The organism is Hallella colorans, assembly GCF_003096815.1.
Taxonomy (GTDB): Bacteria; Bacteroidota; Bacteroidia; order Bacteroidales; family Bacteroidaceae; genus Prevotella; species Prevotella colorans.
This window is the reverse complement of the sequence record NZ_QENY01000009.1, coordinates 69,522-93,594: the sequence shown is the minus strand read 5'-3', so window position 1 is coordinate 93,594 and position 24,073 is coordinate 69,522. Positions and strand designations below refer to the sequence as shown.

At 45.5% G+C, this 24,073-nt stretch carries 20 protein-coding genes; 13 read left to right on the top strand and 7 right to left on the bottom strand.

Annotated features, from left to right (window positions below; genetic code table 11):
- Positions 1–7: 7 nt before the first annotated feature.
- The 4 genes from fabD to rpsF all read right to left on the bottom strand — a co-directional run bounded on the left by fabD (position 8) and on the right by rpsF (position 2,345).
- Complete coding sequence (gene fabD / locus C7379_RS06140; RefSeq protein ID WP_116616484.1) at positions 8–895, bottom strand: ACP S-malonyltransferase; 888 nt, start codon at positions 893–895, stop codon at positions 8–10.
- Positions 896–1,128: 233 nt separating this feature from the next.
- Complete coding sequence (gene rplI / locus C7379_RS06135) at positions 1,129–1,710, bottom strand: 50S ribosomal protein L9 (protein WP_116616483.1); 582 nt, start codon at positions 1,708–1,710, stop codon at positions 1,129–1,131.
- A 15-nt stretch (positions 1,711–1,725) separates the two neighbouring features.
- Positions 1,726–1,998, bottom strand: a complete 273-nt coding sequence (gene rpsR, locus C7379_RS06130; protein WP_116616506.1) for a 30S ribosomal protein S18 — start codon at positions 1,996–1,998, stop codon at positions 1,726–1,728.
- 2 nt (positions 1,999–2,000) lie between these two features.
- Positions 2,001–2,345, bottom strand: a complete 345-nt coding sequence (gene rpsF, locus C7379_RS06125; protein WP_036892713.1) for a 30S ribosomal protein S6 — start codon at positions 2,343–2,345, stop codon at positions 2,001–2,003.
- A 1,221-nt stretch (positions 2,346–3,566) separates the two neighbouring features.
- Here rpsF and C7379_RS06115 point away from each other — a divergent pair.
- From C7379_RS06115 to C7379_RS06105, 3 genes are all read left to right on the top strand, one after another.
- On the top strand, positions 3,567–4,295 hold the full coding sequence (locus C7379_RS06115) for a T9SS type B sorting domain-containing protein (protein ID WP_116616481.1): 729 nt from the start codon (positions 3,567–3,569) through the stop codon (positions 4,293–4,295).
- 209 nt (positions 4,296–4,504) lie between these two features.
- Positions 4,505–7,309: an excinuclease ABC subunit UvrA gene (gene uvrA / locus C7379_RS06110; protein WP_116616505.1), complete on the top strand. Its 2,805-nt coding sequence runs from the start codon at positions 4,505–4,507 to the stop codon at positions 7,307–7,309.
- Positions 7,310–7,383: 74 nt separating this feature from the next.
- A complete protein-coding gene (locus tag C7379_RS06105) occupies positions 7,384–8,073 on the top strand; it encodes a tetratricopeptide repeat protein (RefSeq protein ID WP_116616504.1) in 690 nt (229 codons plus the stop codon).
- Position 8,074: 1 nt separating this feature from the next.
- Here the strand turns inward: C7379_RS06105 and C7379_RS06100 are convergent, their stop codons facing one another.
- Positions 8,075–9,034, bottom strand: coding sequence for a DNA/RNA non-specific endonuclease (locus C7379_RS06100; RefSeq protein WP_243406728.1), 960 nt, complete (start codon positions 9,032–9,034; stop codon positions 8,075–8,077).
- Positions 9,031–10,317, bottom strand: coding sequence for a histidine-type phosphatase (locus tag C7379_RS06095; protein ID WP_116616480.1), 1,287 nt, complete (start codon positions 10,315–10,317; stop codon positions 9,031–9,033). The genes C7379_RS06100 and C7379_RS06095 overlap by 4 nt, the downstream gene beginning before the upstream one ends.
- Positions 10,318–10,596: 279 nt before the next feature.
- Here C7379_RS06095 and eno point away from each other — a divergent pair, with 279 nt between their 5' ends.
- From eno to C7379_RS06070, 5 genes are all read left to right on the top strand, one after another.
- Entirely contained in the window at positions 10,597–11,907 is a 1,311-nt protein-coding gene (gene eno, locus C7379_RS06090; RefSeq protein ID WP_116616479.1) for a phosphopyruvate hydratase, read from the top strand.
- Between the two features lie 231 nt (positions 11,908–12,138).
- A complete protein-coding gene (locus C7379_RS06085) occupies positions 12,139–13,254 on the top strand; it encodes an HAD-IA family hydrolase (protein WP_116616478.1) in 1,116 nt (371 codons plus the stop codon).
- Between the two features lie 92 nt (positions 13,255–13,346).
- Positions 13,347–13,913: a glucosaminidase domain-containing protein gene (locus C7379_RS06080; protein ID WP_116616477.1), complete on the top strand. Its 567-nt coding sequence runs from the start codon at positions 13,347–13,349 to the stop codon at positions 13,911–13,913.
- 165 nt (positions 13,914–14,078) lie between these two features.
- Positions 14,079–14,678, top strand: coding sequence for an NADPH-dependent FMN reductase (locus C7379_RS06075; RefSeq protein ID WP_243406727.1), 600 nt, complete (start codon positions 14,079–14,081; stop codon positions 14,676–14,678).
- 35 nt (positions 14,679–14,713) lie between these two features.
- Positions 14,714–15,904 carry an FprA family A-type flavoprotein gene (locus tag C7379_RS06070; RefSeq protein WP_116616475.1) on the top strand — a complete coding sequence of 397 codons (1,191 nt, stop codon included), beginning with the start codon at positions 14,714–14,716 and terminating at the stop codon, positions 15,902–15,904.
- Between the two features lie 201 nt (positions 15,905–16,105).
- On the opposite strand, the gene rd is transcribed toward C7379_RS06070, so the two are convergent.
- Positions 16,106–16,267: a rubredoxin gene (gene rd / locus C7379_RS06065; protein ID WP_081935274.1), complete on the bottom strand. Its 162-nt coding sequence runs from the start codon at positions 16,265–16,267 to the stop codon at positions 16,106–16,108.
- 951 nt (positions 16,268–17,218) lie between these two features.
- On the opposite strand from rd, the gene C7379_RS06060 reads away from it, so the two are divergent.
- The 5 genes from C7379_RS06060 (at position 17,219) to C7379_RS06040 (ending at position 23,988) form a co-directional block, all read left to right on the top strand.
- A complete protein-coding gene (locus C7379_RS06060; RefSeq protein WP_116616474.1) occupies positions 17,219–18,835 on the top strand; it encodes a THUMP domain-containing class I SAM-dependent RNA methyltransferase in 1,617 nt (538 codons plus the stop codon).
- Positions 18,822–21,032, top strand: coding sequence for a S9 family peptidase (locus C7379_RS06055; protein ID WP_116616473.1), 2,211 nt, complete (start codon positions 18,822–18,824; stop codon positions 21,030–21,032). The genes C7379_RS06060 and C7379_RS06055 overlap by 14 nt, the downstream gene beginning before the upstream one ends.
- A gap of 130 nt (positions 21,033–21,162) precedes the next feature.
- Entirely contained in the window at positions 21,163–22,431 is a 1,269-nt protein-coding gene (purD, locus tag C7379_RS06050) for a phosphoribosylamine--glycine ligase (protein ID WP_116616472.1), read from the top strand.
- Between the two features lie 190 nt (positions 22,432–22,621).
- Positions 22,622–23,563 (top strand): hypothetical protein, encoded by a 942-nt coding sequence (locus C7379_RS06045; RefSeq protein ID WP_116616471.1) that lies wholly within the window; start codon positions 22,622–22,624, stop codon positions 23,561–23,563.
- Positions 23,536–23,988 carry a YqaA family protein gene (locus C7379_RS06040; protein ID WP_116616470.1) on the top strand — a complete coding sequence of 151 codons (453 nt, stop codon included), beginning with the start codon at positions 23,536–23,538 and terminating at the stop codon, positions 23,986–23,988. Before C7379_RS06045 ends, C7379_RS06040 begins: the two co-directional genes overlap by 28 nt.
- Positions 23,989–24,073: the final 85 nt, after the last annotated feature.

Genomic DNA, 24,073 nt, shown 5'->3' with positions numbered 1-24,073 from the left:
AATAAGGTTAGGCCATGCCGTGGGCATTCACATCCCTATCAATACGCCCTATCATTCCTTGCAACGCCTTGCCGGGGCCACACTCAGTAAAATCGTCCGCGCCCGCGGCTATCATGTTTTGCACGCTCAACGTCCAGCGCACCGGACTTGTAAGTTGGGCTATCAAATTACGTTTAATATCAGCGGCATCTTCATGGGCTTTCCCGTCCACGTTTTGGTACACGGGGCATTGAGGATCGGAGAAAGTCGTGCGCTCTATGGCGGCCTGAAGCTCATCTTTGGCAGGCTGCATCAGTGGTGAGTGAAACGCTCCGCCAACCTTAAGCGGCAGCGCGCGTTTAGCGCCAGCAGTCTTCAGCTTGTCGCACGCTTCCATGATACCCTCGTTTTCGCCAGAGATAACCAGCTGTCCGGGGCAGTTATAGTTTGCCGGCACAACTGTCTTGCCACCATCGCTCACCTCTTGGCAAACCTCTTCTACTTTTTCGTCAGGCAATCCAATAATAGCGGCCATCATGCCCGGATTAGCCTCGCAAGCCTTCTGCATAGCATTGGCGCGCGCGGCCACCAACCGAAGGCCATCTTCAAAGCTAAGCGCTCCCGCCACAACAAGCGCCGAAAACTCACCCAGCGAGTGTCCTGCCATCATCGAGGCTTCCATCTTGTCGCCCATGCACAAAGCGGAAATCACACTGTGCAAGAAAACTGCAGGTTGAGTGACGCGGGTTTCTTTCAACTGTTCGTCCGTTCCGGCGAACATGGTGTCGGTGATATTAAATCCAAGAATTTCGTTGGCTTTATCAAACAATTCCTTGGCGAGAGCCGAACTCTCATAGAGTTCTTTACCCATTCCTACAAACTGTGAGCCCTGTCCGGGAAATACAAATGCTTTCATATTACAAATAGTCTAAAATTGATTTTATGCCTGCAAAGATACAAAAAAATATACATTGACGCAACGTGCTATGTATTAATTAATATCGAGCCATCAAACCTTTTAAACCGACCTTAGGCAAAACGATAAAGAAAAAAGCCCATTCTTGAAGACGCAAAATCCCAATCACTTCAATAAAGTGATTGGGATCATTACATATACTTGTTTTACAGTACTTAAAGTATAGGTCTTAATTATTCTGCTGCAGGAGCCTCTGTCTCTGTTTCCGTTGTCTCCTCTGCTGCCAGTTTGGTACTCTCCTCCGTGTCAGCTTGTGCTTCATCAGCATTAGCCTCTACTGGTTTTTCCTCTTTTTTGGCAACAGGTTCTGGCTTATTCTCTGCCACTACCTTAACAGGCACCTTTACCTCAACCTCCTTGTGGAAGTGTACCACGGCCTCATAGTCGCCCACTTTGCGAGCATCGCGCATGGTGATAATCTTACGATCAATCTCTATGCCCTTCTTGGCAAGCTCCTCTGCTACAGTGGCAGCGGTTACAGAGCCATATAGATGACCCGTTGCGGCCACCTTAGCACTTATCTCCAGAGCCACGTCCTTGAGGGCCTCGGCGCGCTTCTCAGCCTCAGCTTTTTGAGCGGCAAGTTTCCCAGCCTGCTGTTTCAAGTTTTCGGCAAGCACTTTCTTGGCACTCTTAGAGGCTATAACAGCCTTGCCCGTAGGGATGAGGTAGTTACGACCATAGCCGTTTTTAACGTTCACGATATCGTTCTTGTATCCAAGACCGATGATGTCTTCTTTCAATATAAGTTCCATTTCTACCCTCCTTTTTTACTTCATCAAATCGGTTACATAAGGAAGCAGGGCTATCTGGCGAGCACGTTTAACGGCCTGGGCCACGCGACGCTGATATTTCAATGATGTGCCTGTAATGCGACGGGGAAGAATTTTTCCCTGCTCGTTCAAAAATTTCTTCAAGAATTCAGCATCCTTATAATCTATATACTTAATGCCACTCTTCTTGAAACGGCAATATTTCTTCTTCTTTGTATCAATAGAAGGAGCGTTCAAATAACGAATTTCTGATTTTTTCTGCTCTGCCATAATTATGCCTCCTTTTTTGCTGCCCATTTAGCGCGACGTTTCTCAGCATACGCTGACGAATACTTGTCGAGCTTCACGGTCATAAAACGAATAACTTTCTCGTCGCGGCGATAGCCTGTTTCGAGAACATCTACTACTGTTGGCTCAGCTTTGAACTCCAACAGGCAATAGAAACCTGTTGATTTTTTCTCAATAGCGTAAGCCATCTTCTTCAATCCCCAGGCCTCTTCGTTCAAAATCTCAGCACCATTGTCGGTGAGCAGTTTCTTGAATTTAGCGACCGTTTCCTTCATCTGTTCATCAGACAAAACGGGAGTCAAAATGAAAACGGTTTCGTAATGATTCATATTACTGTTTGTAATGAATTAAAATGTTAATTTGCAAAATGCGTGTGCAAAGGTAATATTTTTTTCCTACACAACAAGCTGACAACCACTGTTTTTTTGCTATTTAACATAAATTGGACGTATAAAAGCGTGTTTTTTTCGTAATTTTGCTGCCGTTATGAATATCGCGGCTAAATTATACCATGTTATTGTGAGTGGAATTAAAAAGAATAGGTTCTACTTGGGGCTTCCTCTTGTATATATAGGGGTTCTTTTTTTAGCGTTGCTATTCGCTTTTGGGCTCACCAACCACAACGTGTTGCTCTTACCAACCATTATGATTATTGCTGGTATTTGGGGCTTTATCAAATACGAAAAAAGCAAAAGCGACTATTGATATCTCACTATCAAGACATTCGAAATATTTCAAGCGCGATAACCATCATCACTTTTTGTAAAATATTTATTACAAAAAACACAACGTTTTATTATACAGAAATAGAACGGCTAACCATGCGTTTAGCAAAGAAAAGCATCTATTTTGTATGCCCATGGGCACATCGCAAGGCCCCACACCACGTGTCGTTGCGCCGATTAGTATTTATTGGCACCACGTAAAGGCATTATTCGCATCGCGACAAATACCTAAACGGTTCGTGTTTAGGCATCAATCCACACCCGAATAAGGTCTAAAGACAAACTATCCGCAACGCATTTTACAGTTCACCAAGGTGTATTTTGCATAACACGCTGCGTTTCTGAGACTTACAAAAATCGCTCATATTTGGCATATTTACGCCCACATGTTATCTCGTTTGCAAATAAACGATGTACAAACGCCATTTTATCAAAATTTTTCAATATATTTTTTCACATAGACCGAGAGACAAATAGGGGTTAGAAATTATAATCATATAACGATGGCCATACGGTCTTGACAGAGTACATGCACAACCCTCTCATGCTTTTAAAAATCTTTTAACTTGACACATACCGCGTTTCTTATCTAAAATAGCTAACTTTGCATATTAAAGTCCGCCTACGGTTCTCACGAGACACCACTGCGGAGACTAACACAAACATAGTGGGTGACGCTTTGTCATCTTTCGCATTGTACTTGTAGCAAAACGCAAACACGCTTAGTCGTGCGGCTTACCACGCCCACTGGCTTTCCTCTACCTTGCCTATCGAGACAAGACGCGAGCTATGCCAAGGCTTGCTTGCAAATACCACCTATACAACATGGAAATCAGAAAACACGCACTACTCGCGCTTATGGCAGTCTTTGCCACGTCACTGACAGCGCAAAACACATCGCCCACCATATCGCCTACCGGCACCTATACCGATGCCGAGGGTAACGAGCAGACCACTACGACCATCGCCGCGTCGGCTCCACTCAACGTCACTTTTATGGCCAACGCTGAGCACACGGAGGGATGGACGGCCCATTACGAATGGCACTTTTACAAAGAGGGTGATCGAGATCATTGCTATCTCATAAGATACGAGCCAAACACGACGCTCAATTTTGTAGAGGCAGGCACTCACCTCGTAGAGTTGTGGGCCACTTTCACGCAGGGAACAGACAGCGTGGCCTACACCAACCAATACTGGACATCGGAGGGTACACCCATCAGTGTATCAATATATGAGAGCAAACTGGAAATGCCAAACGCTTTCTCGCCCAATGGCGACGGCATTAACGACGTTTACAAGGCTAAGGCCGGCTACCAGAGTTTGATCGAGTTTAAGGCCACCATCTTCAACCGTTGGGGGCAAAAAATATATTCATGGGATGATCCTGCGGGTGGATGGGATGGCAAGTACAAAGGCAAGAACGTAAGTCAAGGTGTTTACTACGTGTTAGTCAGGGCCAAAGGCGCCGATGGGCGAACGTACAACATAAAACGAGACGTAAATCTGCTAAGAGGATACACAGAGGGCACAGGCGGCAGCGAGCTGCCATGACACGGTACATTCTTCTCTAAGCGGAGCCACGATGGCTTGCCACCACATTTTATCACTTTACCCAAGCAACAACCATTACATTGGAAATGATCCGAAACACAAACACTCAGGACAACGACGAGACCCCAAAATTCACACGCCAACAGATAGAAAAGGTCAACGACAATGACAGCGTTGCCCACACGCCAACGCCAACACGCGAACCTTCTATGAATGGATCGTGGATAGACGTGTATGGAGCGAGGGTGCACAACCTTAAAAATATAGACGTAAACATTCCGCGCGTTTCGCTCACCGTCATTACCGGCCTGTCAGGGTCGGGCAAGTCCTCGTTGGCTTTCGACACAATTTTCGCCGAGGGACAACGTCGGTATATTGAGACTTTCTCCGCTTACGCACGCAATTTCCTTGGCAACATGGAGCGCCCCGATGTTGACAAGATAACCGGTTTAAGCCCCGTGATCAGTATAGAGCAGAAGACCACCAACAAGAACCCACGCTCCACGGTGGGCACCACGACCGAGATATACGACTATTTGCGCCTGCTCTATGCGCGCGCCGGCACGGCGTATAGCTATCTGAGTGGTGAGAAGATGGTAAAATACACTGAGGAAAAGATCCTCCACATGATACTCACAGACTATGACGGGCACGCCATCTACATACTTGCGCCACTTGTAAGGCAGCGCAAGGGCCACTATCGGGAGCTCTTCGACAGCATGCGCCGCAAAGGATACCTTTACATGCGCGTGGACGGCGAGATGAAAGAGATTGTCCGAGGCATGAAGGTGGATCGCTATAAAAACCACAATATAGAGGTGGTGGTGGACAAGCTGAAAGTGAGTGGCAAGGATGACGAGCGGCTCAAACGCAGCGTGCAAGTGGCCATGAAACAAGGAGACGGCGTTGTCATGATTATGGACAAGGCGACGGGCGAGGCGCGCAACTTCTCCAAACGGTTGATGGACCCCGTGACAGGACTGTCTTATGGCGAACCAGCGCCCAATATATTCTCGTTCAACTCACCCGAGGGGGCATGCCCTCGATGCAAAGGTTTGGGCTATGTGAGCGTCGTCGACATGAAAAAAGTGATACCAGACAAAAGCCTTAGCATCAGGGAGGGAGCTATAGTGCCACTTGGAAAATACAAAAACCAGATGATATTCTGGCAGATAGAGGCAATACTTAAAAAATATGAATGCACGCTCAAGACGCCTTTCAAAGACATACCACAAGACGCTGTAAGCGAGATCATGGATGGAACGCTCGAGGATGTGCGCATAGACAAGAACGTGGTGCATACCTCAACAGACTACTTCGTACCCTTTGACGGGGTGATAAAATACTTGCGCACAGTCATGGAGGCGGACGACTCAAAGGCGGGACGCAAATGGGCCACACAGTTCTTGGCCAACGCCGAGTGTCCGGAGTGCAAGGGCATGAGACTGAAACGCGAGGCACTGTCTTACAAAATGTGGGGACAAAATATATCGGAGGTGTCAAATCTCGACATATCAGAACTGAAAGATTGGCTGGAGCACGTGGAGGAACACTTGGACAAGCAGCAACAAGTGATCGCGCACGAAATCGTGAAAGAGTTGCGCGCGCGTGTCAATTTCTTGTTGGAGGTGGGACTCGACTATATTTCTCTGAACCGCCAGGCGGCCTCCTTGTCAGGCGGCGAGAGCCAACGCATACGGTTGGCCACACAGATAGGCTCGCAATTGGTCAACGTGCTGTACATCCTCGACGAGCCAAGCATCGGACTTCACCAACGCGACAATCATCGACTTATCAAATCTTTGAAAGAGCTGCGCGACATGGGTAACACCGTGATCGTAGTGGAGCACGACGAGGACATGATGCGGGCGGCCGACTGGATCATAGACATAGGGCCTCGTGCCGGTCGCAAAGGTGGAGAGGTCGTGTTTCAAGGCACGCCTGCCAACATGCTCAAGACCGATACCATTACAGCCCAGTATCTCAACGGAGAGCGCGCTATCGAAATTCCACCCAAACGCAGGGAGGGCAACGGCAAGGCCATCAAGATATTCGGCGCGCGCGGCAATAACCTGAAAAATGTGGACGTGGAATTTCCTTTGGGCAAACTTGTCGTGGTGACCGGCGTGTCAGGATCAGGAAAGTCTACCCTCGTCAACGAGACATTGCAGCCCATCCTTTCACAGCATTTTTACCGATCGTTGAAAAAGCCGATGCCATACGACAAAGTGACAGGTGTGGACAACATAGACAAAGTGGTGGACGTGGACCAAAGTCCGATAGGACGTACGCCACGCTCAAATCCTGCCACTTACACAGGTGTGTTCAGTGATATCAGGAATTTGTTTGTAAACTTGCCCGAAGCGAAGATCAGGGGTTACAAGCCCGGACGCTTCTCTTTCAACGTGAAAGGTGGTCGATGCGAGACTTGCGGTGGCAATGGTTACAAAACCATCGAGATGAATTTCTTGCCTAACGTGTTGGTGCCATGCGAAGCGTGCCATGGCAAACGATACAACAGAGAGACTTTAGAGGTGAGGTACAAAGGCAAATCGATAGCCGACGTGTTGGACATGACCATCAATCAAGCCGTGGAGTTTTTTGAGAATGTGCCTAACATTCTGCAAAAGATAAAGACACTGCAAGACGTTGGATTGGGATATATCAAGCTCGGGCAAAGCTCCACAACGCTATCGGGCGGCGAAAGCCAACGCGTGAAGTTGGCCACCGAGTTGGCCAAGCGCGACACGGGCAAGACGCTCTATATCCTTGACGAGCCCACCACTGGGTTGCACTTTGAGGATATACGTGTTTTGATGGATGTGTTGCAGAAACTTGTGGACAGAGGCAACACTGTGATAGTTATCGAGCACAACTTGGATGTAATCCGATTGGCTGACCATATTATTGACATTGGCCCCGTGGGCGGTCGCGGGGGTGGTGAGATTCTTACCACAGGCACGCCGGAAGAAGTGGCAAAAAGCAAGCGAGGATTTACCCCTAAGTATATATAACGTTTGCCTCTATTCGCCCTCCTATGCAAAAGGCAAAGTCCAAGGGTGAGAGAAGGGGCTGCACGGAAATAGTTATGAGACTAATAAAAATTATATTTTATTTATCGTTTGCCTTGTGCCAAACGCTGCCAGTGTGGTCGCAAAACGACAAGAGCGCGTTGCGCGACAGTTTGACGGCAGCCACCGAAGCGCTGGCCTATCATCCCGATTCTGTTGACTTGAGATTGAGAAAAGCCGGTTGGAATGTACGGTTGGAGCAATGGCAATATGCGTTGGACGAATACAGCTATGTGTTGAAGCAAGAACCCAACAACATTGCCGCACTTTTTTACCGTGCCTATGTCAACGAGCGACTGTATCGGTATCGCTTCGCCCGATTGGATTATGAACACTTGTTGCGAATAGTGCCAGGGCATTTTGAGGGGGCTTTGGGCTTGGCGTTGCTCAACCAAAAAGACAAACACTACACCGAGGCGCTCGATGGTATCAACCAATTGGTGAACGCATATCCCAAATCGGCCATCGCTTGGGCCGCTCGAGCGGGCATGGAAGAAGAGCAAGGCATGTTGGAGCTATCAGAATACGATTATACCCAAGCCATAGAGCTTGCGCCCAACAATACCGATTATCTGCTCTCAAGAGCCGACATACGCATTCGGCTTGGGCAACTGGGTAAAGCGCGACAGGATCTTGAAGCATTGGTGAAACTCGGAATGCCAAGGGCAGCCCTTGGAAAATGGTTTGACAAGTGCAAGCGAGAATAAGTTACCAATCGTCCAAATTGGCCTTGGCCTCCACCCTATTCTCTATACGGTCGGGCAAAGCGGGAAAGAAATCCATATTGACAATACGCTCCACGTCGTCAACAGTGTTCACATACTCGTTTCGCGCGTGATGTCCTGGCACGTTTTTGAAAACAAAGCCAATGGCTTTTGGACTGCCCTTCATGCACAGAATGACTTTGAAAAATCCCACAGGGACTGTGACGCGACGTGGTCGGCCAATCTTCTTGTTGGATTTTTTAAAAAAAATGGGGCCACAAACAATATAAATCTCGCCATATTGCCGAGCCCAATCGCGACACTGTATCTCAAGGCTATTCCAATCGCCAGAATTGAGACTATGCAGCTGTGGACAAATATTGGTCATAAGGAAACATTCTCGCATGGCTTCCTTGTCCCATTTATTGTCGCCTGCTGGGCACATGTGACCTCGGTCATACCCCGACCGGTTATAATCGGAAGGAAACACTTGGTACTTAGGGTCGATGTCAAAATCTTCATGAAACTTCGCGCTTTTGCGTTTCCATGGCCCGTCAGTCTCCTCGCTCGTGAGCTTCCACGCCACCCAATTGGGCAGCAATGTCTCTGTATTGAAAGATAACACATAAGCCTTGCGACGTAAAACCTGTTCCGGAACATTTGTCAACCGAGCAGGCCAAGCAAGACTTTCGCCAGTCTCGACACGTGCCATACCCTCGTCTCGATTGTCTGGCCGACAATCTCTTAGCCTCGTCTCTTGGTCTCGACCATCATTTGACCGTTTCGGTTGCTTCGGTTGTTCAGCCTCTGTTTCATTCTCATATTCCGTAGATGTAGCCCCATTCGACAAATCATACATAGACCTTTCCGCCTCTGGTGATAGTTTGCCGGAGCAATTGCCGCATCCCGACACACTCCATACTATAATCAAAAGCGCTATCGTGGATATGAAATGATTGTTCATTTGCCTGAAATTCTATTTAAAAAATAAGCCCGTACATCTTGCCAATGATAATAAGGCGCGCAATCCGTAGGTATTGGAAGCGTACACTCATCTTCGTTGAGCAACACCTTTACCAAGGCGTTGGCAGCGGTAGGCATGCCCTTTTGAGGCTTGTAGAAAATAAATTGTACGTTACAAGCCATCGGGAAAATATCATAATTGTTCCATCCACGCATGTCCAATTGTTCCAAATCGTCAACCGTCTCACCGTATCCATTAAGATTGAGCAGGCACACCAACGGCAACACGTTGACCTCATGCCCATAGCGAAGCGTGACGCCAGGATGTGGCAATAGTAAACAGCTGTCGGCCGTGAAGATAATATTTTTCAACAAGTTGACTTGGGTGTACATACCCGCCCCATCCACTTGTTTACATGGACCACTGTAAATGTACCACCCCACATTGTTGTACCGCCACGTGTAGTATCGCTCCTCGTCGGTGAAAATATCCCATAATGAAATTTGGTGGCGCAGCTCCGTGCTCTGCACATTGGCGGCAAGGTTGAACAATCGCGTGCCCATATCAGCGGCATCAATATGACCGGCATAGGCGCTGTCGTTGAAAAGATATCGCATGAGATGGTTGTAATTAACATGTTTGGATTGGAAAGCTCGCAGCATGGCTTGAGTTTGCGGAGTGTCTCGAAGATCGCAATACTTGTTGTTTTGGTCGTTCATATAATACATGTCGTGACGGCTCGCGTCATGGCAAACACGCAGATGTGGGTTGTGGGCGACCAACTCTTGCAACGCGCTCTCCATGGAGAGTATGCAACGAATGACGGTCGTGGAACGAGCGTCTACGCTGGCGTCACCCGAGAAAACAGTCGGGAAGCGTAATATCATTCTGCGGGCTATGGCATGGTGTTGCTGAACGCCCAACGACGTAAGCTCGCCACCGCGAAGTTTAGCCTCCTCTCGTATCAACCCCACTTTCCGTAACACCTCCCGTCCGGCCAATGTCAGCTTGCCCAATGAGTCGGCGCGTGACAAGACAAAAAAAGGTTTGTCATAGTCGGAGGTGTTTATGAGATAACGTGAGCCATGCCTGCCATAGTGGCTGATATAATATGGCTCATATCCTTTAGGGGTAGGGGCGAGCCGTTTGTGTGGCCCATGGTAAGCCACATAGTTGCTGCCAGCCAAATTGGGATTGTTTTTAATATCATACCAAGCCTGTTGGGCATCTGTTATCAGGGAAACGGCAAACAAGCATAAGAAACAAAAAAACGCTCTTTTCATATTTAACAGTATAGTATTGCAAAAATAAACAATGGCCTTTGCCCATCCAAACGATTTATGTATTTTAACAATATTTTCGTGCAACAATCCTCTATCCCCAATAACATCTGCCATTAAGCTAATTACAACGGATAGCATAAGAATGAACTTAAATCAAAAATTTTACAAAAAGCAAGAAATAATAACAGTTAAAAATTGGCCAATTCGAAATTTGAATGTATCTTTGTATCAACATAAAAAGAGATTTTTTTTATATTAACTAACATAAAAGGTATAACAATGAAAATTGAAAAAGTACATGCTCGTGAGATTATCGACTCTCGTGGTAATCCCACGGTAGAAGTAGAAGTAACGCTTGAAAACGGCGTAATGGGTCGTGCCAGCGTACCATCAGGTGCGTCTACTGGTGAGAATGAGGCTCTCGAGCTTCGCGACGGCGACAAGAAACGCTTTGGTGGCAAAGGCGTTCTTAAAGCTGTCGAGAATGTGAACAACATCATTGCCCCCGCTTTAAAGGGTTGCTGTGTATTGGAGCAACGCAAACTTGACTATAAAATGCTTGAGCTTGACGGCACTCCAACAAAGAGCAAATTGGGCGCAAACGCCATTCTCGGCGTTTCTTTGGCCATCGCTCATACAGCCGCTAAAGCGTTGAACCTTCCTTTATACCGCTATATCGGTGGTTGCAACACCTACACTTTGCCCGTTCCTATGATGAATATTGTTAACGGTGGCGCTCACTCTGACGCTCCCATCGCTTTCCAAGAGTTCATGATTCGCCCTGTAGGCGCACCCAACGAGAAAGAGGCTATCCGCATGGGCGCGGAGGTATTCCACGCTCTGGCCAAGAACTTGAAGAAACGCGGGCTCTCCACCGCAGTAGGCGACGAAGGTGGCTTCGCTCCTAATTTTGACGGTATTGAGGACGCACTCGACACCATCGTGGCCTCTATCAAAGACGCAGGATATGAGCCGGGCAAGGACGTCAAGATTGCCATGGACTGCGCCGCATCAGAATTTGCCGTACAAGAAAACGGACAATGGTTCTACGATTATCGCCAACTTAAAGACGGCATGCCCAAGGATACCAAGAACGGCAAGAAGCTCACAGCCGACGAGCAAATAGCCTATCTTGAGGAACTAATCACCAAATATCCTATCGACTCTATCGAGGACGGCCTCGACGAGAACGATTGGGACAACTGGAAGAAACTCACAGCCAAGATAGGCGACCGCTGCCAGCTCGTTGGTGACGACTTGTTCGTGACCAATGTGAAATTCCTTGAAAAGGGAATTAAGATGGGCGTTGCCAACTCTATCTTGATCAAGGTGAACCAAATAGGATCGCTGACAGAGACTTTGGACGCTATCGAGATGGCTCATCGCCACGGATACACTACCGTAACCTCTCACCGCTCGGGCGAAACAGAGGACACAACGATTGCCGACATTGCCGTGGCCACCAACTCTGGCCAAATCAAGACTGGCTCCATGAGCCGCACAGACCGCATGGCCAAGTACAACCAGCTCATCCGCATCGAGGAAGAGCTATGCTGCTCAGGCAAGTATGGTTACAACAAATTGAAGTGATCAGAAAGTGGTAAATCCATTATACCATTATAAATTAAGGCACGTCTACCATGGGCGTGCCTTTTTTAGCAATTCAATAGAACTGGTTCTAAATCATGATCGATGAGCTACCACAAGACAACATAAACATTGACCGTGGCGATATGATTAATGAATAGAAACGGATAATCCCTCATTATACATCATCGCCAACAGCTTATCTCACACTTTCAACCCACAAACTCCATAACTATGATTAAAAATATTGTCTTCGATTTCGGCGGGGTGCTGGTGCAATACGATTTCCACGCATTTTTTACGTCAGTTTTAGGCGACGAGTCCAAAGCCAAATGGTTCTTGGAAAACGTCTTTCCAGCAGAGGTTAACAATGAAATGGACCGTGGCATTCACGAGCCTCAATATTATATTGATTGGCAAAAACGGCTATGGCCAGAATACCGAAACGCACTTGACGCGCTCAATCAACGCTATATCGAAATATTCACGCAGGAGTCGGAAGGGTTGCGCGAGGTCATGGTTGAACTTAAGGAGAAAGGTTACAGGTTGCTGGGGCTTTCCAACTGGTCATCCAAAGTATATGAGGTGATGGATAAATTCAGCATCTTTGAGCAACTTGAAGACTCGCTAATCTCCAAAGACGTGCACATGCTGAAGCCTCACGCCGACATCTACCAATGCTTTTTGGACAAATTTGACGTGTTGCCCGAAGAGTGTGTGTTTATCGACGACAAACCCGAGAATATAGAGGGCGCGCGGGCGGCAGGCTTTTATGGCATCGTTTTCAAAGACACCCCTTCCATGCTACACGAACTGAGACCACTACTTTTGCCTTACAACTTTGAGCGAGCATGGCCCAAAGACGAGACATTGGCATGGGAAATAGTTCATCAAAGCGCCATTGACATGGAGGCCAATGGTCGAAAACAATGGAACACATCATACCCACCGCGCGAAAAAATAGCGCAAGACATCAGGGAAGGCAATGGTTACGCTCTTCGACTTGATGGAGAAACGGTTGGTTACGCCGCTGTGATATTTGGCGTTGAGCCATCTTATGAGCGTCTGAAAGGCAAGTGGAAGTCCACTCTTCCTTATGCTACCATTCACCGATTAGCAGTAGCCATGTCGAATCGAGGCAAGGGATTGGCTCGTCTCATACTCACCGAGGCTGAACGCTTATGTCGCCAGCGAGGCGTGAAAAGCCTACGTATAGACACCAACCACGACAACGTGGAAATGCTTCACTTTCTTGACAACACAGGATTTAAACGTTGCGGTATGTGTTACTATGAACGCGATGGCAAGCAAACCGAACGTATCGCGTTTGAGAAAGTAATGCTATTCTAACAAGCAAGCTACTGATTTTTGACCGTTAAATTATATTAAACCAAGCAGAAGAAATCAAATAAAGCCCATACGGGAGCCGTTATTTATCTTATATGCGCAATTATATTTTTGAGAAAAAACGAGTGTTGCTTGTCCTTTTGTTGGGTGTTTTCATTACAACAGGACAAGCTCAATGCCTGCCCGACGCATTACCTGTCTCCCCAAAGGAACATCAACAATGCGCCATCTTACAACGTATGCAAACATCTAAGAGCTATGACGAGGGCCGAGACGACACATGTTTAGAACTCACCATAGACAATTTGCTATCGGTGCTCGAGCTGTATGGTGTGAAACACAAATATATTGTAGCGGCGCAGGCCATATTAGAAACGGGGCACTTCACCAGCGAGCAGTGTCTAATCAACCATAATCTATTTGGCTTGCGTCATCCGAGCGATGGCAGCTACTACATATTCGACACGTGGGAGGAGTCGGTTAGGGCATACCGCGATGACGTACAATATAAGTATTCGGGCGGCGACTATTACGCTTTTCTCAACCGAATAGGCTACGCAGAAGACAAACGATACACTTATAAAGTGCGCCGTATACAGAAAAGGCTTGCCCCTACACTCTTCGCCAAACGGGAAGAATTGGCACAATCCACAAAATTATAATCCATATTGCCCAATGGAGGACGTTCTAATTTTTCCACCTCCTCATACCATGCTTGCTCTCTATACCCCAAAAATAACGTGTAGCACTTGTCATATACCTAAAAATAAGTATATGGAAAGTTAATTCCGTAAAAATCAAACGATTGCTTGCTTATATAATGGAATTTGAGTAATTTTGCCAAGCAATTATCATTCATTACCAATACAGCAGTGAAAAAAAATATATTGTTTATTATAGGCTCCTTAAGAAAACTCTCTTTTAACCGTTCTTTGGCCAAAATAGCTGAGAAAATAATTGACAAACGTGCCAATATCAGCTATCTGGACTATCATGATGTACCACTTATTAATCAAGACATAGAGTTTCCAGCCCCCACTGCGGTAACTCAACTACGCGACACCATTTCTCGTGCGGATGCTGTTTGGATATTCTGTCCCGAATACAACTACAGCTATCCCGGACATGTCAAAAATATTTTAGACTGGCTTTCTCGCCCATTGGTAGCCGGAGATTATGCCTCACCTATGCCCATGACTGGCAAGAAAGTTACCCTTAGTGGCGCAGGTGGAGCTGGTGCGACACAGAAATGCAGAGCCAAATTAACAGAACTACTCAAGACCATGAATGTCAATCTGATGCCGGGACCACAGACCGGTGTAGCACTTAGCTCTGAAAGTTGGAAAAAAAATGAACTAAAATTAACAGAAGAACAACAACAAGAGCTTGAAAAACAAGTTGAAACATTTTTGGATTTCATAGCTTAAATAGAATATTCCAATTTAAAATATAGATTTAAAAGATGAAAAAAATAGCCGATCAAGTTTATTACGTTGGTGTCAACGATTTGAACAAACGACTCTTTGAGGGCTTATGGCCAATACCAGAAGGTGTTACCTACAACTCATATTTAGTTGTAGATGAGAAAGTTTGCTTGATGGACACCGTTGAAATCGATTTTTACCCTCAGTTTTTGGCCAATATACGCGAGGTTATTGGAGACCGCCCCATCGACTATGTGGTTATCCATCACATGGAGCCTGATCATAGCAGCTCACTGTCATTATTACGTAAATTTTACCCCGATGTGAAAATTATAGGCAACAAAAAGACTTTCGACATGATGAAAGGGTTCTACGGAATTACTGACGGAGCAATAGAAATCAAGAATGGCGACTCCCTATCTTTGGGCCGTCACACCCTCAATTTCTACCTCACGCCCATGCTTCACTGGCCCGAGACAATGGTATCTGTCGACATAAATGTCAACGTTGCGTTCACTGGCGATGCCTTTGGTTGCTTTGGATCACTTAACGGTGGTATACTCGATGACCATATTGACACTGAAAAATACTGGTTGGAGATGATTCGCTATTACTCTAACATTGTGGGCAGATATGGTACTCCTGTCCAAAACGCACTAAAAAAGATTAGTGGCGTACAGCTCGATTATCTCTGCACCACACACGGCCCCGTATGGCACAAACACCTGCCTAAGGTGGTTGATATGTATGATCGCATGAGCAAATATGACGCGGAACCAGGTCTCGTTATTGCCTATGGCACGATGTACGGTAACACTGGGCATATGGCAGAAGTCATAGCAGAAGCTGCCTCACAAGCTGGCATAGAAAATATCAGCCTTATAAATCTATCCAAGACCCACTACTCTTATGTTCTGCGAGACATGTTCAGATACAAAGGGCTCATCCTTGGCGCACCCACTTACAACAATAGCATATACCCGAAGATGGAACACCTGCTTTCTGCCATTGCCAATCGTGACATGAAAAACCGATACATGGGATGGTTTGGCAGTTTTAGCTGGGCCAGCAAAGCTGTTTCCATCCTAAAGGACTGGAACGAGAACAAGTTTCATTTTGAGCCCGTGGGCGAGCCCGTAGAGATGAAACAGTCGATGAATGAGGATGTACGAGCCAAATGCGTAGCACTTGGACAAAGTATGGCCAAGAAACTATTGAATGAAGAATAAATTTTGCGACGCAACCCTTAAGGATGAAGCTCTACTGAAAACAAAAAACATCCAAGACGTAACGCGTCAAAAATAGCAATACACCAAAATAACAAATGGTTTTACCCCAGATGACAAACATCTAACGGTAAAACCATTTTTATTATCCTTTTGCCCGAAAACTCCATTCGGGAAAGGTGTTTGGGTAAGTTGGCCTGAGGATTAGTCAGCAGGGCTAAAGTCTTCTTTGCCTACACCACACTCTGGGCAAACCCAATCCTCGGGAAGGTCCTCAAAAGCAGTTCCAGCTTCGATACCATTATCTGGATCGCCTACCTCTGGATCGTACACATAACCACAAACATCACATACGTACTTTTTCATAATAGTTTTGTTTAATTAATAATATGTATTCAACTTCGTAATTTCATTTATAAAGACTCTATCTAAAATCGGTAAAAATAAATTTTACACATTAGACACATTGCATCCAACACCACAAAGATAATTATTTTTTTTTAGGAACCCAAGAAGATTAACGACTTTTATTTCATAAAAATCAAATTGTATGCATCAAGTCTATCTCCCAATATCTAAAGTTTGTTCCTTCAGCCTCAAACGGACACTCCTCTATACTAACACGTTCCTTGATTGGCAGGCATCTTCCGATAAGGCGTTTGCGATGCTTCCAGACTATGGTGAAAATTCTTTTGAAACTTACTGTTTTGTGCCCCATCCACTCGTATATATCTATAAATCCTCTCAACGAAAACCATCATGTAACCATTGACGTTATAATAACCCACTATCTAATTCGTGGTCCAATTGCCATCGGCACAAATAACAGTTTATACTGTTTATCAATTCTTTAGAAAAAAAAATGAATTACATGCGGAGACACTCTTAGCAAACGGTCGCAAATATTTTGGTATGGAAGAAACTGTAAACTCTGCGCTCATTGCCACTACACTTAAGTCCATGATAAGCGACCGGTTTATCAGTATTTATATTCTCAGCTAAATATTACTACAACGAAAGAAGTGTTTTTCAGAGTTTACGCTTAATTTTTAACTAACGAGCTGTCTCTATAAAATAAAAACATAAAAAATAGTTTTAAAATTTTATATACAATCCTTTATTCCTTTGCATAGAATTTATTAACTTTGCCTATTATCTATGGCATACACCACTCATACAGGGCAGTATGTCATTAGAAAATGGCGCCGTTGTGGGCTAAGACATGGCTGCCAAAGTGATTTGGCGCCATATACATATATACAATAATATGTACAATAAAAGCATAAACGCAAGATTATAATAGACAATTCAAAGAAAATGGAATTTGAACTCATCGCCAAAACATTCATGGGTTTAGAGCAAGTTTTGGCACAAGAGCTCACCCACATGGGTGCAAACAATGTACAAATAGGCAGACGTATGGTATCGTTTTCAGGCAATAAGGAAACCATGTACCGTGCTAATTTCCAGTTGCACACTGCCATACGAATTTTAAAAACCATCAAACACTTCAAGGCACGTTCAGCGGACGAGGTGTATGAAGAAGTTCAAAAAATAGATTGGAGCGAGTATATTCAGCAAGGTAAAACCTTTTCTGTAGACTCAGTTGTGTATTCCAACGAGTTCCGAAACTCTCGTTTTGTCACTTACAAAGTGAAAGACGCCATCGTTGACCAATTTAGAGAGAGGAGTGGCCAGCGTCCCAATATATCCGTAAGTAATCCAGACATCAAACTTCACATACACATTGCAGAAGACGATGCCACCTTATGCTTAGACTCCAGTGGAGAGAGCCTGCACCGTCGAGGTTATAGGCAGGAGAGTGTCGAGGCTCCATTGAACGAGGTCTTGGCAGCTGGAATGATTATGATGACAGGTTGGACGGGTGACACAGACTTCATAGATCCCATGTGTGGGTCTGGCACTTTAACCATCGAAGCAGCCCTTATTGCACGCAATATCTCGCCGGGTGTCTTCAGGAAAGAATACGCTTTTGAGAAGTGGAATGATTACGACCCAAACCTTTTTGACGCAATCTACAACGATGAAACGCAGGAACGCGAATTCGAACATCACATATATGGTTATGACATTGACATGAAGGCCGTAAATACCGCTATACAAAATGTCAAGGCGGCGGGCTTATCCAAAGATATTACCATACAGCATCAAGATTTCAAAGATTTTCAAAGGCCAGCCGAAAAAAGTATTATCGTAACCAATCCGCCATACGGGGAGCGTATATCCACCCCCAACTTATTAGGGACATACAAGATGATTGGCGAGCGACTGAAACACGAATTTGGTGGCAATGACGCATGGATATTGAGTTATCGTGAAGAATGCTTCGAGCAAATCGGTCTGAAACCCAGCATCAAGATACCTGTATATAATGGTAGCTTGGAGTGCGAATTTCGGAAATACACACTTTTTGACGGGAAAATGAAAACGTTCAGGGAAGAAGGTGGCGTTGTAAAGACCGAAGAAGAAAAACGAGAAATGGCCCAAAAGCATCGCTTCAAGAAAAATCGTGAGTTCAAGGAACGACTTGAGGCAGAGGCTTCAAACGAAGAAGGAGACATTCGCTCTTTCCAATTCCACTCCCTGCTCCGCGGCAAATCTTCATTTAATCACTCCTCGCATGAAGACTCTTGGGAGAGCTCCGGCCGCAAGGGCAAGCAATGGAAAGAGGACAGGCCACGTGGCAATCGACGTAATTTTGGAGAAGAACAAGGGGCTTTCCCATTTAACAAACGCAACAAACGCGGTGAAAGAAAGTTCAAAAGAAACGCCATGGACGATAGGAACGATTTTAAACCACGTCGACACGACAGTGGATTTAAATCATATGATGGCAAAGATTTCAAAAGAGCATCACGACAAGGCGAAATCAAACCTAACAAATATAAAACATTTGACCATGAAGATGAATAGTTGGATTGCGGTGGGAGCATTGGTTCTAACATCTATGATAAACTTTTCACAAGATGCCCAAGCACAGGCAACGCTAAAACAGTTTACCCTCGAAGATCTTAATTTCGGCGGAAACAATTATCACAACATGACACCTAAGACTCGTTTCACCACTTGGTGGGGCGACGTGTTGGTGCGCTTGGACCTTGATAAATGCTATGTCGTCGACAAGCGTTCTGCAAAAGAAACCTTGCTGTTCACGCTTGACCAAGTAAACCAATGCTTAGGCGAGCCTTCGGGGAAAGGACTTCGTTCTCTTTATTACCTACAGTTCCCCTATGCCAACAAACCATTGGTGCTCCTGCAATACAATTCCAAGCAAGTGCTATTAAACTTCAAAACGAAACAGATAACGTGGTCGCAAACCAATGATGGTATCAATGTCTTGGAGTGGAACCCTATCTCAAAATGCACGGCTTATACCAAACACGACAATTACAATCTTTTTGTTCGGCAAGCCAATGGCGTAACGGCGCAACTATCTGAGGATGGTAGTCGTAACATCATTTATGGGCAAAGCGTACATCGTGACGAGTTTGGATATAAAAAAGGCGTCTTCTTTAGTCCAGACGGTAACAAGGTAGCGTTTACTCGAATGGACCAAAGCATGGTAACGGATTATCCACTTGTCGACATCCAAGATGCTGATTGGAAACCGTCCAAAGGCCAAAGCAGGATAGCGACCTGCGCCCCAGAGAAATATCCTATGGCTGGCGAGGCCATGCATAAGGTAACAATCGGCGTATATGATATAAGCACCGGGCGTAAGATTTACTTGCAAACTGGCGACCCCACCGACCGATATTTCACCAATCCAGCATGGGCTCCCGACTCTAAGACCATCTATCTGTTTGAGCTGAACCGCGACCAAAATGATTGTCGCTTGGTTAGTTATGATGCCACAACAGGCAAAAAAATAAGCGAGCTTTACCGAGAGACAGACTCAAAATATGTGGAGCCTGCCAATCCGATTGTTTTCTTGCCGTGGGACAATGGCAAATTTATCATGCAAAGTCAAAAGGACGGCTATAACCATCTGTACCTTTTTGACATTCATGGCAAGCAAATCAAGCAACTCACAAGTGGCCAATGGGTGGTAATGCAACTGTTAGGTTTCGACCAGACCACCAAGAGCGTCATCATCGCTTCCAACGAGCGTAGTGCCATTCAGCGCAATATATATTCTGTCAACGTAAAGACTGGCAAGCGTACGCTTATCGACGAGAATGGCAAAGGGTGGCACAACGCTTATTTAAGTGGGTCTGGAGCTTACATCATAGACCGCTATTCCACTCCTGACATTCCGAACAACATAGCCATAGTGGGCATTAAAGCCAATCAAAAGCGTCGTTACTTTACGGCTGACAACCCATGGAAGGGCTACAATATTCCCGAATACAAATGCGGAACTATCAAAGCGTCTGACGGTGTCACCGACCTGTATTATCGCATGGTGCTACCCATAGGCTTTGACCCGAACAAGAAATACCCTACCATCATCTATGTGTACGGAGGCCCTCATGCCCATAATGTCGACGCCAAATGGCACTATGGCAGCAGGTCTTGGGAAACCTACATGGCACAAAAAGGCTATTTACTGTTCATCCTTGACAATCGTGGCAGTGAAAATCGAGGCAAGGATTTTGAGCAGGTTACATTCCGTCACCTTGGCATTGAGGAGATGAAAGACCAAATGAAAGGCGTTGATTTCTTAAAGACTCTCAGTTATGTGGACGCTGACAGAATGGGAGTGCATGGTTGGAGCTTTGGTGGTTTTATGACCATTAACATGATGACATCCCATCCAGACGTTTTCAAAGTGGGTGTCGCGGGTGGCCCTGTGATAGACTGGAAGTGGTACGAGGTGATGTATGGAGAGCGGTACATGGATACGCCACAAACCAACGCGGCGGGTTACGAACAGTCAAGCCTCTTGCCAAAGGCCAAAAACCTCAAAGGGAAACTTCAGATTATCATTGGCCTTAACGATCCAGTCGTAGTTCCACAGCACGCTTTCACTTTCATCAAACAGTGCATTCAAGAAGGAACGCAACCTGATTTCTTTGTATATCCGGGTGAACCACACAACATGCGAGGCCATCAATCCACGCACTTGCACGAGCGCATTTCGCGCTATTTTGACGACTATCTAAAATAGAGATACATTTGACGACTGTCATTAATTTCAAATTTCGGCGACAATTACATTAACTTTCTCCGATTAGCGGCGATAAAAGGAATGGCATCCTATTTAGACCGCCAGACCGATATTAAAACACACCAAGAATATGAAAATACTACTTTTAGGAAGCGGAGGCCGTGAGCACGCCTTGGCTTGGAAGATAGCGCAGAGCGACAAATGTGAAAAACTGTATATCGCTCCGGGTAATGCGGGTACCGCCGCCGTTGGGGAGAATGTGCCCATAGGTATCGATGACTTTGATAAGCAAAAAGACTTTGTTGTCAATTACGATGTTGACATGGTTGTCGTTGGTCCAGAGGCTCCCTTGGTAAAAGGTGTTTATGACGCGTTCAAAAATGATAGCCGCACCAAGTCGATACCCGTCATTGGTCCATCCAAACAAGGAGCCATACTTGAGAGTAGTAAAAATTTTGCCAAGTCTTTTATGAAGCGACACGGCATCCCCACGGCTGCTTACGAGACCTTTGATGCCAACACCATTGATGACGGTATCAAATTTCTCGAGACACTAACACCACCATACGTGCTCAAGGCCGATGGCTTGGCCGCTGGCAAGGGCGTTTTGATAGTGCCTACGCTCGACGAGGCCAAACAAGAGTTGCGCAAGATGCTTGGAGGCATGTTTGGAGAGGCATCTGCCAAAGTTGTTATAGAAGAGTTTCTCACTGGCGTGGAATGTTCAGTGTTTGTTCTTACAGATGGGAAAAACTACAAAATATTGCCAGAGGCCAAAGATTACAAGCGCATTGGCGAACACGAAACAGGCTTGAACACAGGCGGAATGGGAAGCGTCTCGCCCGTACCCTTTGCCACCAAGGAATGGATGGACAAGGTAGAAAAGCGCATTATCCGCCCCACTATGGATGGTCTTGCCAAAGAGAACATAGACTATAAAGGATTTATATTCTTCGGATTAATCAATGTTGGGGGCGACCCGATGGTCATAGAATATAACTGTCGCATGGGCGATCCAGAGACAGAAACTGTCATGCTACGCCTTAAGAGTGACATCGTAGACCTTTTCGAAGGTGTTGCCAATGGCAATCTCGACACAAAAGAGATTGAAATAGACCCACGGTCGGCCGTTTGTGTCATGCTGGTCAGTGGCGGGTATCCACAGTCCTACAAGAAAGGCTACCCCATTACGGGATTGGAGAATGTCAAGGACAGTGTTTTGTTTCATTCTGGAACATCGGTGAAAAATGGGCAAATCGTTACCGACGGTGGACGCGTAATGGCGGTGTCATCCTATGGCAAAGACAAGGAAGAAGCATTGCGAAAATGTTTTGAAGAGGCTAAAAAAATCAAATTCACTGACAAATATTTCAGGACCGACATCGGCCAGGATATTTAAAATCCCCCATTTTTACTGACATGCCACCACCCCACCCGTTTATTAATTAGATGGTGGCAATTGCTTTATGATTGTCGTATAATCATTTTTTAAGTGTTCAGGATTTGGCGGAATTGTCAATGGGAGCGAACAAAACCTCTCACCACGACCAACCAATAACATTACTCGTTTTGAATAAAACCATAGAAAGATGTTAACACGCAGTCAAACGAAAATAGCGCAGTCTCGATGGACACTTCCCGCAACCGCGATCTACGTGGCATTGCTATGTATCTTTATCGGCATGCAAACATGTCAGCTATGGGGGCAAGTTCTGTTGTTAGGATTGTCAACGTTAATGCTTGTCGAACTCAACAATGCCAACTCGCTCATTCGCATATACAGCCGCATGGTGTCATGTTCTTTTCTGGTGATGATCATCATGTCAAACTTTGTCATGGCTGACATTGTTTCTATGGTAGCTGTAACAGCGTTTGTGGGTTTTTATTTGTGTTTCTTCAAGGCATACCAAAACCCTACGGCAACCAATCACATCTTTTTTGCTTTTTTCGCCTTGGGAATAGCCAGTATCGCGTTTGCGCAAGTGTTGTTCCTGTTACCTATTTTATGGATTCTCTTAGCCACAAATGTCATGGCATTTAGTGCGAGAACATTTTTTGCCACATTGTTAGGCATTGCGAGCCCTTACTGGTTTGCTGCCGCTTATTTCATATATGTGGGCGATTTGAATTTCTTTCCGCGCCATTTCATCGAGCTAATACAAGTTGGTCCAATGCTTGATTTTACCACGATTGATGAGCATCGCATTGTCACTGCAATCTTCATTGCCGCCTTGGCCATTATAGGTGCCACCCACTTTTTGATGTACAGTTATTTGGACAAGATTCGCACACGTATGATTTACGAGGTTTTCATAGTGATTGATTTGTGCTGTTTCTGCCTGATAATTTTGCAACCGCAACACTTTGATAGGCTGTTGGGCTTAGCCATCCTGACCACCTCGCCGCTCATTGGTCATTATCTGGCATTGTCACATACCAAGATTTCTAACATTTGTTTTTATGCCATTATCGTTTTGGCACTAATAATCACCTTTTATAACTTATGGATGCCTTTAACGATTTTCTCATAAACTATGGCTATTGGGGAATGTTGATCTCAGCATTTCTGGCTGGGAGCGTCTTCCCTTTCAGTAGTGAGGTGGTGATCCTCGGACTATTGGGTACCGGATTGAACGCCACCGAACTTATCGTTTATGCTACAATAGGCAATGTCGCCGGAGGCATGTTCAACTATCTTGTAGGCAGCTTGGGTAAGCTCGAATGGATAGAGAAATATCTCCACGTTAATTCTGATAAACTTAAACAAGCTGAGCGTTTTATGTCTGGGTATGGCGCATGGATGGGTTTCTTCGCTTTTCTGCCCATTATCGGTTCTGCCATCACTGTAACGCTTGGGCTTATGCGCGCTAATCTTATTATCAGCATATTCAGCATAACCGCTGGGAAAGCCCTGAGATACATACTGTTAGTATATAGTGCAGGCATGATTATTTAAAATGACCGCACCATTTCGTTTATGTGGAATTTGGGAAAGCACTTTACACACAGACCCTAACACCACCTATTCGCATAGCTCATAT